Genomic DNA, 12383 nt, shown 5'->3' on the forward strand with positions numbered 1-12383 from the left:
GCGTGTGTGATCTTCTCGCCGCTCTGCTGAAGCGACCGGATCGCTTCACGGACGCGGGCAGGGCGGGATCAGCTCGTTGTAGTCACCCTCCGGTACCGAGAGCTGCTGCGACGACGCCACGGCCGCACACCTCATCCAGACGCACAGCAGCCCCAGCTCCATGTCCCAGCATGGACGACTACGCCTGCTGGTTGGCGAGGCCGAGGTACTTGCCCAGGTTCCGCTGCCACTCCTCGACGCCCAGTTCGGCGATGAGCTTGCCGACTCCGGGCAGCCGCTCCTGGAACCCGGGCCCGGTCAGAGAGTTCAGGAATTCCCCATAGGCCGCGTGGAGGTCGGCGTCCGGCGGCAGGGTCGCCCGGTTGATCTGGGCCTTGGCGGCGCCCAGCACGGTCTTGTCGAAGGACGCGAGCCGTGCAGCCATGCCCTCGACGAAGCTGTCCAGCTCGGCGTCCGGCAGGGCGCGGGTGATCCAGCCGTAGCGCTCGGCCAGATCGGCATCGTAGTCGTCGCTGCCGAGGATGGCTTCCAGCGCTCGGTCGCGACCGATCAGCCGAGGCAGCCGTTCACTGCCGCCACCGCCGGGCAGCAGGCCGCTGGCGACCTCCGGCTGGCCGAACAGTGCCTGCTCGCGGCTGGCGTAGCGCAGATCGCAGGCAAGCGCCAACTCGTTCCCGCCACCCCGGGTTCGTCCACGGATGGCCGCGATGCTGATGAACGGGGCCTTCGTCAACCGCGTCAGGACGTCGACGGCGGGCGGCACCTCACCCTCGGCCGGCGGCTCGGCAACGTCGCCGGCGGCGGCGATGTCGAAGTGGTTGATGAAGTAGTCGGGTGTGCTGCTGGTGAAGATGGCGACGCGGACCTCCGGGTCTTCGCTCATCTCCGCGATGACCTCCCGCAGCCGGGCGAAGGTCTCCGGGACCAACAGGTTCACCGGCGGGTTCGAGAATGTGATCTTGCGGATCCGGGGGGTCGGGCTCTCGACGCTGATCGTGCTGGGCTGCGTCATCGTGTACTCCTTAAGAGTGGTACGCCACGGGGGCGTGGCGGCATGGTGGTCCGGCGGTCAGGGCGGCTGTCGGTCCGGTCGCACCTTGCGGACCTGACCGCCGAGGGGTCGGGCGGGATGAGTGCGTGCAACGCACCGGTGGGCGGCGCCCGCGACAAGCAATCCGGGGGTTCTGTCGCTGCGTCCAGGCTTTGCCTCGGTATAGCCGAGTGTGGCGGTGAGTGCGGGCACGACACCCCGGCGGCAGCGCACCCGCCTGGATCACGCGGGATGCGTCTGCCTCCGCCGACCGCTCCGGCAGGCCCGGGTCCGGCCTGCGGATTCTCGCGCCGCTGGTCAAGCAGGCGAAATCGGCGACGATCCGCCGGCGGGACTGTCTTCCGTTTCGGCCACGGGGCGTAGAGGACTCCATGGCCTGGGCAGTGCGCCTGTCACATTCGTGGGTTCCGATGAACTGGCCGATCATCACCGACCAGGCGTCAGCGACTACACCGAAGCCCCGCAGGTGTTACTCGTCGAGGAACTGAATGGCGTGCTTCAGGAACCGCTCGGGATACTGGAACTGCGCTCCGTGCCCGGCATCGGGGTAGATCAGCAGTTGAGCGTTGGGGATGTTCTGGGCGAGGTGCCAGGAGTTGATCGAGGCGACCATCACGTCGTTCTCGCCGTTGAGGACCAGCGTCGGCTGGGTGATCGCGTTCAGGTGGGCGTAGGGATTCTCGCCCGGCAGCGGTTCCCCGTAGACCATGACCGCTTCGATCTGCGCCTGTGTGACTTCGGGCGAGCTCGGCGGGTCCTGGTCGGCACGCTGGTGACGGCGCTCCCAGAAGGCCCGGCCCGCTGCCCGCGCGGCTTCCGAGCGGCCGAAGAAGAGGAAGAGGAAGTCCTCCACGACGGGGACCGGACGCGGTGCGACCTCAAGCACCTTGGGGTCCATCGTCGGGTCCAGGCCTCGGGGGCCGGTGCCGAGCAGGAGGAGCTTGCGCACCAGCTTGGGGTGGCGCAGCGTGACCTCCTGTGCCTGGTAACCGCCGATCGAGAAGCCGAGCAGATCGACCTGCTCCAGCCCCAGCGCCTGGATGACCGCGGCGATGTCGTCGGCCATGTCCTCCATCCGGTTACGCGGCTTGCCGGATGACGAGGCGATGCCGCGCCCGTTGAGCAGGATGACCTCTCGGTCTTCGGCCAGGCCGTCGGTGAGCAGGGGGTCCCAGTGGTCCATTCCGCCGCGGAGGTGCTGGACCAGGAGGATCGGCACGCCGGAGGGCTTGCCCCAGCGGCGGTAGGCGAACCGGTCGCCGTCGACCTCGATGTACCGAGTCGGTGCGGTCACATGCGTGTCACTCATGGCCTGAGCCTTTCTGGAGGGGGTGAGTACCGGAGGTGAGTATTACGATGACGATCGTCATCTAAAAAGTCAAGGCTTTTGATGTCGATCGACATCTATGTATGCTTGGCCGTGAGACGCGAGTGGAGCGTCGACCGAGGACAGGGCGGCTGGACATGCGGGTCACCAAGGCACAGGCGGAGCAGAACCGTGCGCACATCGTCGCGACGGCCGGCAGGCTGTTCCGCGAGCGCGGCTACGACGGTGTCGGCGTGGCGGACCTGATGGCAGCCGCCGGGTTCACCCATGGCGGGTTCTACAAGCACTTCGGCTCCAAGGCCGACCTGATGGCCGAGGCGTCCGAGAACGGGCTCTCACAGACCGCGGCACAGGCAGAGGGCCGGCACGCCACCGAGTTCGTCGAGCGCTACGTCACGCGGGAGCATCGCGACGGGCGCGGTGACGGCTGCACCATCGCCGCCCTCAGCGGCGACGCCGCACGTCAACCGGGGGACATCCAGAAGGAGTTCGGGGCAGGGATCGAGAACCTGCTGACGGCTCTCCAGCTCGCCTCCCAAGGGGACACGCCCGGGGATGCGGACGGGCGCGCGGCCCGCACCACGATGATCGACATGCTCGCCCATTCGGTCGGCGCGATCGTGTTGTCGCGGGCATGTCCAGACGGTTCTCCGCTGGCGGACGAAATCCTCGATGTCTGCCGCAAGGAAATTCTCGCGTCACTGGCACACGGCAACAGCGACCAGTCGGCGGCAAGGAACCCAGAAGCCTGACCGCAGCCGATCGACGCAAGCCCACGACGGGTGGCGCCGCCAGATGGCGGAACATGGCCAGGAGCTCATGGATGAGGCACTTTCCAGACCCCGCCGTGTACGAGCGGCCATCGAGTACGTCGAGGACCTGCGCTCCCAAGTGCTCGATGACCTCGGCGAGAGTGCGCAGCCGGATGCCCGGCGCGACGGTGCAGCCCCGTTGCGCCAGCAGCGGCCTCACCTCGCCGATGGCGCGCGTAATGGTGGAGCGGTCCACACCGAACCAGCAGGCCAGCACGTCATGAGTGGTGCCATGACGCAGATTCACCAGTGTGGCCAGGAGAGGGTCGACGAAGACGACTTGTGCTTCGCTCCGGCTCCCACGCCCGCCGTCGCGGCCGAGATGCGAGCCGAGCCTGATGCTGCTCGTGCCACAACTGCTGCATCTCGGCGATGAGTTCAGCAATCACATCCGGCGACAGCCCGGTGACCCGGTACTCCTCCACCATCAGCTCACGCGCCCCCGAACCGCCCGCCCCTGAGTGACCTCCACGTCCTGACGCTCCGAGCTCAGAAATGACAAACAGGCACTCAGCTTGTTCTTTATCTACCGTCCGCGTCATAGGGAGGGGATGGACGGTTCCAGACGGCGTCTGACCGGCTGACAACCTTCTGAAGCTCGCGGGCACTTCGGGGTGATATTGCCTGCATCACGGTGTCGAGCAGGGCTCGGGCTTCGAGGGGGTTGCCGCAGCAGTACCAGTGCGCGTTGCCCCACTCGTAGTCGTGCCACAGATCCCGCTCGGGCTGGTGGACGTATTTCTTCCACAGACCCACAGCTGTGCTGACATCGCCTGGCTGCAGATAGTTGCGGGTGTGCTCGAGACGGGCGATCTCGGACAGTGCACGCGATGACAGGCCGTCGATGACTGGCCTTGCACCCGTTGTCAGGTGGCTGCCGGGGGCGCCGGCACGGATCTGTCCTTGCCGTCTACGCGGCATGGACCTTTCGGTTCGTCGTCATGCGGTACATGGTGCCACGGTCTCGAATGGCGTCTCGAACGGATTCGCTCGCATGGGGATTCGCCGGACGTGGGGGCGGCCTTCGTCTGATCATGTGCTCCGACCAAGGTGCACGTGACCACGACGAAGGCCGTGAGGGTGAGTCTGCTGCCTGATGCTGTCCGAAGGGAAGCGTTCGCGGAAGCGTCACGCTTCCGGGGCGAGCCGCGGTGAAGTAGCCGGCCTTGGTGGAAACCTGCACGGTCGGGTGGGCGGCCAGGGCCGGGGCCAGGAGGGTCTGCGCCTGGCCGGTGGCGTAGTCGGGGGCGGTGTCGATCCACCGCGCGCCGGAGGCGGCCGCACGGACGGCCGCCTCCGGGATCGCCCGGCACCGGTAGGTCCCCGGAGCGAGCTGTGCCGTCACAGCAGGCTCCCCACCGTCGCGGCCTGCCCGGCAACCAGCTCCTGAACCAGCCCGGCGACGCCCTCCAGGGCAAGGCCGGCCGCGTCTGCGAGCATGGCCAAGTCCACGGTGCGGCCGTCGACCACCGGGCGCAGCACCGCTTCCGCTGCCGGGGCGAACTCGAACGTGCTCCCGGCGGCGGAGAGCGTCACCGCGTCCTCGCCGACGTCCAGCACGGCGCGGGCGGTCGTCAGCCGCACCCGCAGGCCGCCGTCGACCGGGATGCCGTCGATGTACGGCAGGCTCGGCACCATCCGGCCGACGGCTGGCCGTCCATCGCTGCCCGGTAGCGGGTGAGCAACGTCGGGTCGTCCAGCAGTTCGGCGAGCCGCTTACGCATCCCGTCCACGGCATCGGCCTGGACGTCCGGTGCGGCGAGCAGCGGCAGGTCGCGCCGCCGGTCCTCGTGCGTGAGCAGCTGCTCGGACACCCACGCCATCAGGTCCGTCGAGCGGGTGCCCTGGTCTGCGGAGACCGCGTGCCACACGCCGCGCGGCACGTACAGCACGTCGCCGGGATGGAGGACCAGTTCGGCGACGGGCTCCATGGGCGCCTCGCCGGGGTCCTCGATGTCGCGGTAGAGCGGGCTCGGGTAGCGCTGGCGGCGCCGGTCCGGGTCGTCGACGCGGTACCCGGTCCAGACGGGCGGTGCCGGGCGTCCGATGGCGTCAGATGCGATCGGCAGGGGAGGCACCGTCCTGGGTGGCGGTCCAGGAGGCGAGCAGGCGCAGGGCTTCTTCGGAGGGTGAGCCGGGTTCGGCGGTGTAGATGAGGAGGGTGAGGCCGGGTTCGTCGTCCACGGCCGAGCCGTGCCAGGTGAGGGTGAGTTCGCCGACGAGGGGGTGGTGGAAGCGTTTGACGCCGGTGCCGTGACGGCGGACGTTGTGGGCGCCCCAGCGGGTGCGGAAGGCGTCGCTGCGGGTGGACAGCTCACCCACCAGGTCGTGGAGGCCTTTGTCGTGGGGGTTGCGGCCGGCCTCGGTGCGCAGGACGTCCACGGTCATGTCGGCGATGTGCTCCCAGTCCGGGTAGAAGCGGCGGGCCGCCGGGTCGAGGAACTGGAAGCGGGCCATGTTGGGCGGCTGGGTGTCGCTGTCGTAGAGGTCGGTGAAGAAGGCGCGGCCAAGCTGGTTGGCGGCGAGCAGGTCCTGGCGGCCGTTGGTGACGAGCGCGGGTCCGGCGGTGACGACGTCCAGCGTCCACTGCAGGCTCTTGGGCAAGGCCCGCTGCCGGCCGGAACGTGACCGGGGGCGAGCGAGTGTGTCGGAGCCCTCCTGAGCCTGGGCCAGGTGGAGCAGGTGGGCCCGTTCGGCGTCGTCGAGCTGAAGCGCGCGGGCGACCGATTCGAGCGCCGCGGGTGAGACGCCGGCGAGGTTGCCGCGTTCCAGCTTGGCGTAGTACTCGACGCTGACGTCGGCCGGCGCGGCGACCTCGCTCCTGCGCAGTCCGGGCACGCGGCGCCGGCTCCCGACCGGCAGCCCCGCCCGCTCCGGGGTGATCCTGGCGCGCCGCGAGGTGAGGAACTCGCGGACTTCATCACGGTTGTCCACACCCCGACCGTACGCCGCCCGCCAGGCCGAAGCGATGTACTGCCAGTACACCCCTCATCAGTACCTGGTTGCCCGCGCGCTGTGCCGGTTACCTGAACGGCGTGGCACTCAGCCGTCCGACGCGGCCGGTCCCCCGTACGCAAGGAGCAGCCCTCATGCTGATCCGGACCCAGTGGCCGCCCGGCCGGGATCCCCAGCCGTGCAAGGCAGGCGGCCACCTGCCTCGATGGACGGTGGGTCCGTGCGAGAAGTCCGGTCCAATGACTCGGACACACATCAACGCGAGAAAGATCGAGGACAACATGAGCGATCCGTCTGTCCGCCCCGCAGAGGCGAGCGGTACCTTCTCCATCGGCGGCGACCTGCCGGTACACCGGCTCGGCTACGGCGCCATGCAGCTCACCGGCAAAGGCGTGTGGGGTGAGCCCGCCGACCGCGACGAGGCGATCAGGGTGCTGCGCCGTGCTGTCGAGCTCGGCGTCACACTCATCGACACCGCCGACGCGTACGGGCCGCACGTCAACGAGACGCTGATCGCCGAGGCGCTCCACCCGTACGCCGACGACCTGCTGATCGCGACGAAGGGCGCCAACACCCGCCCCGGGCCCGACCAGTGGGTGCCCGACGGCCGCCCCGAGTACCTGCGGCAGTGCGTGGAAGGAAGCCTGCAGCGTCTGAAGCTGGAGCGCATCGACCTCTACCAGCTGCACCGGGTCGACCCGAACGTGCCGCTGGCCGAGCAGGTCGGTGCGCTCGCCGAGCTGCGGGATCAGGGCAAGATCCGGTATGTCGGCCTGTCCGAGGTGACGGTCGAGCAGCTGGTGGAGGCGCAGCAGTACGTCCCGATCATGTCGGTGCAGAACCTCTTCAACCTGGCCGAGCGCGGCTCCGAGGCGGTGCTGGAGCACTGCGAGCGGGAGGGCATCGCGTTCATCCCGTGGTTCCCGCTGGCGACCGGGCAGTTGGCGCAGCCGGGTGGCATCCTCGCGGAGGCCGCCGCCCGCCACGAGGCCACTCCCGCACAGTTGGCGCTCGCCTGGCTGCTGCACCGTTCCCCGGTGATCCTGCCGATCCCCGGCACTTCCAAGGTCGCCCACCTGGAGGACAACGTCGCCGCGGCGGCCATCTCGCTGACCGACGACGAGGTCGCGCAGCTGAGCGCCCTCGGCTGACCGTGAACGGGGCGTCCGGCATGCGCTGAAGCGGCGGGGCGCCCCGTCAGCCGGTGGCGGCTCCGCACAGCGGGACTGTCTGTACGGGCCGTACCCGCCTACAGAACGGCCCGGGATCATCACAAACCGGACGACGATCGTTGGCGTCGCCATGTCCAAGAAGCCGGCCAAGCGGGAGATGGCGGCGTGGCGATGGAATGGTCAGCTGGCTCACCGTCAATGTTTCCAGCGCCAGGCGCACGGTGCGCTCGATGTCCGGCGGTCAGAGCCAGGCCGTGGCTGTCGCCTGGGGTTCAACTCGTCATCATGGACGAGCCCACGGCCGCTCTGGGGCTGCGGGAGCGCACCGAGGTCGAGGAGGTTCTCCTCGGCCTGTGTGCCGAGCTGCGCTCTACCGATCAGCCACCGTTGCCGCCGAGCTGTGATCGGCGGGCGAGTCAATTCCCGTACACATGCGAGGAGTTCTGTGAGCATCCCATCCCCCACCCCCGCCAAGCCCGTGGTGGCCCTGCGCCCCACCCCGCAGCGCACGGACCGCATTTTCACCCCCGCCACCCTGGAGTCGCTCCGCGACCGCTTCACCGTGGTGGACCTGGAGAAGGATCCCTCCGAAGAAGCACTTGAGGAGGTTCTGCCCGACGCCTTCGCGATCATCGGACAGCCAGACCTGCCGGCCGGACGGCTCGCCCGCGCGGGCAGGTTGCGGGCGCTGCTGAACGTCGAAGGCAACTTCTTCCCCAACGTCGACTACCCGACCTGCTTCGAGCGCGGAATCCACGTCCTGGGCTGCGGACCCGCCTACGCACAGGCCGTCGCCGAGTACTCCCTCGGACTCGCCCTCGACCTCGCCCGGGGCATCAGCCGCGAGGACCGCGCCTTCCGCGCCGGACAGGAGCGGTACGTCTCCGACGGCAACGCCGACGCCGTCCTGCTGCAAGGCTCCGACGTGGGCCTGGTCGGCTTCGGCAACCTCGGCCGCAGCCTCAACCGGCTCCTCGCCCCCTTCCGGCCCACCATCCGCGTGTACGACCCCTGGCTACCGCCCGGCGTCCTGCACGAACACGGTGTGCTTCCCGCCTCACTGGACGAGACCCTGTCCCGCAGCCGCTTCGTGTTCGTGCTGGCCACCGTCACGGACGACAGCCGCCACCTGATCGGAGAACGCGAACTCGAATTGCTACCGGACGGCGCCCGCCTCGTCCTGGTCAGCCGCGCCCCGGTCGTCGACTACCCGGCACTCCTCGCCCACGTCGCGCGCGGACGCCTGCTCGCGGGCATCGACGTATGGCCGGACGAACCGGTCGCCGCCGACGACCCGGCCCGCGCTCTCGAGGGTCTCGTGCTCTCCGCCCACCGCGCGGGCGGCATCCCGGAGGCCTTCCAGACCATCGGCGACATGGTCCTCGACGACCTGACACTCCTCGCCCAGGGGCTTCCACCTGTCCGTATGCAGACCGCCGCCCGTGAACTGGTCGGCCGCTACCGCAACCGCCCCGTGACCTGAAGAGACGATCCATGACCACACAGCCCCACCCAGCCACCGCGCTCGACATCCCCTGCCAGGGCCTGCTCTTCGACAACGACGGTGTCCTGGTCGACTCCGACCACGGTGTCGACCAGGCCTGGAGCCAATGGGCACGCGACCGCGACCTGCAGCCGGAGCAGGTGACCGCCATGGTGCACGGCCGCCGTTCAGCCGACACCGTCGCACTCCTGGTGACCGACCCGAAGGAGCGACCGGCCGCACTCGCCGCGATCGACCGCCTGGAGGTCGAGGCCGCGGCCACCACCACCGCGCTCCCCGGCGCCCTCGACTTCCTCGCAAGCCTGCCGCGCGAGCGGTGGGCGGTGGTGACCTCCGGCGTCACCGCCCTGGCCCGGGCCCGCCTCACGGCGGCGGGACTGCCCACCCCACCCGTACTCATCACCGCGGACGACGTCAGCCACGGCAAACCAGCCCCCGACGGCTACCGCACGGCGGCCAAGAAGCTGGGCTTCTCCCCCGCGCGGACTGTTGTCTTCGAGGACAGCACCGCGGGGGCGAAGGCCGGAGCCGCAGCGGGCGCAACCGTCATCGGAGTCGGCCAGCGCGCACTGGCCACCGACGCCACCATCGTCATCCGCGACCTGCGCGGCCTGACCTGGCACGACGGCGTACTCCATCTCACCGCCGCGGACCTGCTGCGGTCCTGACCACGCCCTACGCATCCGACCAGGGCAGTCGCCTGGGCCGCCGTACCTGAACGGCACGTCTGCTGTCTGCCGAGCCTCATGGCTGCCTCCGGTTGATGACGTCGGCATATCTGAGTACGCCGTGGCCGGGGCGCAGTGCGCGCCGTGGCCCTCGTCATCCCGTCGGGCGGGGCGGCGACTTCGGGAGCCGTTCCACCGGGCGGCCCAACGGGTCCAGCCGCGTCTCGGACAGGCCTGGGTCAGGTGGTCTGCTGCCGCACCGGACAGCCGACGGTCCACAAGTCGCCGGGGGTGCGGACGGGCCTGCTCCGCCCCCCCAGCGGCCCATGGGCTCCGGGTAGCGGTCGCGGCGCCGGTCCGGGTCGTCGACGCCGATCTCGTACCAGGGCTCGCCGCGCTTCAGCCGGGGCAGGGTTTTCACCCAGACCGCGATGGCGATGCCCTGGACCTCGGCGGTGAGCGCCTGGCGGCGGTTGTCGAGCAGGTGCTCCGGCTTGCCTGCCAGGACGACGTGCAGCCGCGGGAAGGCCTGGGATCGGGTGTAGCGGTGGCGCTTCCAGAAGGGGAACGTGCGGCCGTTGGTGCCGCGGGCTCCCTCCCAGACGCGGTGCCCGGCGTAGCGCTCGTAGTCCCAGACCTCACGTGCGAGGCGGGCCTGGGACATGGTGCCGTTGTCGAGCTCGAAGAGGCGCACCTCGCTGGCCTTGGTCGGCACGACAAGCACGGCGTCGGTGTTGAAACTCAGGCCGGTCTCCTTGATGGCGTGGTTCACCTCCACCTGCCAGTCGGTCAGATACTCACGGCCGCCGTCGAGGACCGTGTCGGTGTAGGCGAGGATCGTGTCCGTCACCGCGACGCCGTGCGGTCCGAACCCGGCAGGAACGGCCTTCGCGCCGGTGCCGGCCTTCGGGCGGGGCGGCAGCTCGTTGCCGTCGGCCAGAGCCTTCTGCCCTGCCGGGGTCAGGTTCCAGATCTGATGCTTGCCCACCTTGCCGTTCGTCTCTGCCAGCCCCAGCTCCGCCAGTTCCTTCATCGCCCTGCGCACATACGACCGGCCGTCCCGGTCCTCCGCCGTGATCACCTGAGCCATCTGCCGGGCCGTGGCCAGCAGCCGCAGCGCATCGGCCCGCACCCTCCCGGCCGTGGGAGTGGACTTTTTCCCCTTCGCCGACGTCTCAGGGGAAGGGAGAGAGGTGTCGGCTTGCCGGGAGGCCCCCTGGCGGACGGTGTGAACTGCGGTGATGGGAACGACGTTGGAATCGTTCGCGGCACTGGACGCGGCACTGCTTCCCGGGTCGCCCGACGGACGCTCAGCACCCCTTGTCCAGGTGGGGCGCGGCTCCTGTTCGGGCTGCCGGGCACTGCCGGTGTACGTCATGAGAAGACTCCTCACGCAGATGGCGCGGGACTCCGGACAGAATCCCGCCGTCACTTGCTAGAGGTGTCGAAAAAGCCGACCGTGTGACACTCCACCAGGTGCCGATACCGAGCCGTGATCGTCACGGACGGCAGGACGGTGTCCTCTGAGCTGAACCTGGACCGATTGTCAGAGAAGTTGGACCTGATCTTGATGGACCGCGATCCATCCACAGGTAGTGGGGATCGCCTCGCAGCCGTTCTGGCTGCACTGGCACGACGGCACCCGTTGACGTGGGCACGTGTCGACGATCAAGCGTCATTCCCCAGGTTCTCACCAGGGTCCGAGGAAGGTGATCTAGGTCTGGTTCGTGACCGATGTTGCTGGCTGGGTTGGCCAGTATGTCCCTGCCGCCGGTTATCCTGCCAGCGCGAGGAGTGATGTCGTTGCTGATGGGATGCTGTTCTGCCAGTAGTGCCGTTGCGGAGGACATGGCGGCCGCAACGGTGGTGTTGTTCCTTCTGCGGTCGCCCTAGAGAGCCGCAGGCGCGGCCCCCGGCACTGCAATCCGGGGATCGCCCTGCGCCACATCCCTCGCCACCTCGCGGGCGGTTCTGGCGAAGGCCTCCACCGCGCCGGTGGCGTGTCCGGCCCGCCACACCAGGCCGTAGCCGGTCGGCCCCGCGTCCGCGAAGGGGACGTAGGCAACACCGGGGCGGGTGTAGTACGTCGCCGTGTGCGCGGGTGCGAGCAGTGCGCCCTTGCCGCCGGCGACCAGCATCAACGCCTCCTGCATATTGGTAATGCCGGGGCCGCGGGCGATCGGCCGACCGCTCGGTGTGTGGGCGGGGACGTGGTGGGCGAGCCAGTAGTCGGGTACGTTGCCGACGATTGTGAGCAGCGGTACGTCGGCCAGATCCTCAAGGGACACCGAGTCCCGAGTGGCGAGTGGATGCGCCGAGGTGATCGCGAGGATGCGCTCCTCTGCGAGGAGTGTCGGGCCCTCGCCCAGATCCTCCTCACGCACCGGGAGCTCTGTGATCTGGATGTCGAACTCGCCCTCGCGTAGCGGCCCGTACGGATCGGCGAGTGGGACCTCACATATCTCCACGGCGAGCCTGGGGTGGCTGACGCGCAGTGCCTCCGTCGTCTTCATGACGATCTCGCCGGTCAGCGGGTTCGAGAAGCCGACATGCAGCACGGTGTCGATGCCGCGCGCGGTGGTGGCGGCCCGCTCCAGGGCGGCTTCGATCGCGCGGTGGTGCGGTTCGAGATCGGCGCGCAGCTGCCGGCCGAGCGAGGTGAGGGCGACGCGGCGGCTGGTACGAATGAACAGCGGGGCGCCGACGCGGCGTTCAAGTCGCTGCACGAGCTGGCTCACCCGGGCCCGGGACAGCCGCATCCGGTCGGCCGTGCGGCCGAAGTGCAGCTCCTCGGCGAGGAGGAGAAAGCACTCCAGTTCATCGCGTTCCATCGGCGTTCCCCAGGTCAATCGGATCGGTAAGCCTGGCTGAACGAACGTTGCGATCTTCACCGT

At 69.3% G+C, this 12383-nt stretch carries 11 protein-coding genes and 1 pseudogene; 4 read left to right on the forward strand and 8 right to left on the reverse strand.

Translation table 11 applies throughout. From position 1 onward, the window contains the following. Positions 1-178 precede the first annotated feature (178 nt). Both OG622_RS02370 and OG622_RS02375 read right to left on the reverse strand, forming a co-directional pair. Positions 179-1012, reverse strand: a complete 834-nt coding sequence (locus OG622_RS02370) for an enoyl-CoA hydratase/isomerase family protein (protein WP_371572804.1) — start codon at positions 1010-1012, stop codon at positions 179-181. Between the two features lie 508 nt (positions 1013-1520). Then, complete coding sequence (locus tag OG622_RS02375) at positions 1521-2360, reverse strand: alpha/beta fold hydrolase (protein ID WP_371572806.1); 840 nt, start codon at positions 2358-2360, stop codon at positions 1521-1523. A gap of 155 nt (positions 2361-2515) precedes the next feature. Between OG622_RS02375 and OG622_RS02380 the strand changes: the two genes are divergently transcribed. Further along, a complete protein-coding gene (locus tag OG622_RS02380; RefSeq protein ID WP_371572807.1) occupies positions 2516-3130 on the forward strand; it encodes a TetR/AcrR family transcriptional regulator in 615 nt (204 codons plus the stop codon). A gap of 250 nt (positions 3131-3380) precedes the next feature. Here the strand turns inward: OG622_RS02380 and OG622_RS02385 are convergent. The 4 genes and pseudogenes from OG622_RS02385 to OG622_RS02400 all read right to left on the reverse strand — a co-directional run. Beyond that, positions 3381-3437 (reverse strand): annotated as a pseudogene (locus tag OG622_RS02385) (hypothetical protein); the annotation flags it as partial. A 1094-nt stretch (positions 3438-4531) separates the two neighbouring features. Further along, positions 4532-4828 carry a winged helix domain-containing protein gene (locus OG622_RS02390; protein ID WP_371572808.1) on the reverse strand — a complete coding sequence of 99 codons (297 nt, stop codon included), beginning with the start codon at positions 4826-4828 and terminating at the stop codon, positions 4532-4534. Continuing rightward, complete coding sequence (locus OG622_RS02395) at positions 4765-5268, reverse strand: JmjC domain-containing protein (protein ID WP_371572810.1); 504 nt, start codon at positions 5266-5268, stop codon at positions 4765-4767. The genes OG622_RS02390 and OG622_RS02395 overlap by 64 nt, the downstream gene beginning before the upstream one ends. After that, entirely contained in the window at positions 5243-6124 is an 882-nt protein-coding gene (locus tag OG622_RS02400) for a helix-turn-helix transcriptional regulator (protein ID WP_371572812.1), read from the reverse strand. The genes OG622_RS02395 and OG622_RS02400 overlap by 26 nt, the downstream gene beginning before the upstream one ends. Positions 6125-6426: 302 nt before the next feature. On the opposite strand from OG622_RS02400, the gene OG622_RS02405 reads away from it, so the two are divergent. The 3 genes from OG622_RS02405 to OG622_RS02415 all read left to right on the forward strand — a co-directional run bounded on the left by OG622_RS02405 (position 6427) and on the right by OG622_RS02415 (position 9489). Next, complete coding sequence (locus OG622_RS02405; protein ID WP_371572814.1) at positions 6427-7296, forward strand: aldo/keto reductase; 870 nt, start codon at positions 6427-6429, stop codon at positions 7294-7296. 466 nt (positions 7297-7762) lie between these two features. Continuing rightward, complete coding sequence (locus tag OG622_RS02410; RefSeq protein ID WP_371572816.1) at positions 7763-8800, forward strand: hydroxyacid dehydrogenase; 1038 nt, start codon at positions 7763-7765, stop codon at positions 8798-8800. Positions 8801-8811: 11 nt separating this feature from the next. Continuing rightward, positions 8812-9489: an HAD-IA family hydrolase gene (locus tag OG622_RS02415; RefSeq protein ID WP_371572818.1), complete on the forward strand. Its 678-nt coding sequence runs from the start codon at positions 8812-8814 to the stop codon at positions 9487-9489. Positions 9490-9643: 154 nt separating this feature from the next. Here OG622_RS02415 and OG622_RS02420 read toward each other — a convergent pair whose 3' ends face one another. Both OG622_RS02420 and OG622_RS02425 read right to left on the reverse strand, forming a co-directional pair. Further along, a complete protein-coding gene (locus OG622_RS02420; protein WP_371572820.1) occupies positions 9644-10621 on the reverse strand; it encodes a replication-relaxation family protein in 978 nt (325 codons plus the stop codon). Positions 10622-11378: 757 nt separating this feature from the next. Beyond that, on the reverse strand, positions 11379-12320 hold the full coding sequence (locus OG622_RS02425; protein WP_371572822.1) for a LysR family transcriptional regulator: 942 nt from the start codon (positions 12318-12320) through the stop codon (positions 11379-11381). Positions 12321-12383 lie beyond the last annotated feature (63 nt).

It is taken from the genome of Streptomyces sp. NBC_01314, assembly GCF_041435215.1.
Taxonomy (GTDB): domain Bacteria; phylum Actinomycetota; class Actinomycetes; order Streptomycetales; family Streptomycetaceae; genus Streptomyces.

What these genes read in the sequence shown, in the direction of transcription:
- OG622_RS02370 (WP_371572804.1), bottom strand. Translation starts at nt 1,012, where the DNA reads ATGACGCAGCCCAGCACGATCAGCGTCGAGAGCCCGACCCCCCGGATC.
- OG622_RS02375 (WP_371572806.1), bottom strand. Translation starts at nt 2,360, where the DNA reads ATGAGTGACACGCATGTGACCGCACCGACTCGGTACATCGAGGTCGAC.
- OG622_RS02415 (WP_371572818.1), top strand. Translation starts at nt 8,812, where the DNA reads ATGACCACACAGCCCCACCCAGCCACCGCGCTCGACATCCCCTGCCAG.
- OG622_RS02425 (WP_371572822.1), bottom strand. Translation starts at nt 12,320, where the DNA reads ATGGAACGCGATGAACTGGAGTGCTTTCTCCTCCTCGCCGAGGAGCTG.
- OG622_RS02380 (WP_371572807.1), top strand. Translation starts at nt 2,516, where the DNA reads ATGCGGGTCACCAAGGCACAGGCGGAGCAGAACCGTGCGCACATCGTC.
- OG622_RS02405 (WP_371572814.1), top strand. Translation starts at nt 6,427, where the DNA reads ATGAGCGATCCGTCTGTCCGCCCCGCAGAGGCGAGCGGTACCTTCTCC.
- OG622_RS02390 (WP_371572808.1), bottom strand. Translation starts at nt 4,828, where the DNA reads ATGGTGCCGAGCCTGCCGTACATCGACGGCATCCCGGTCGACGGCGGC.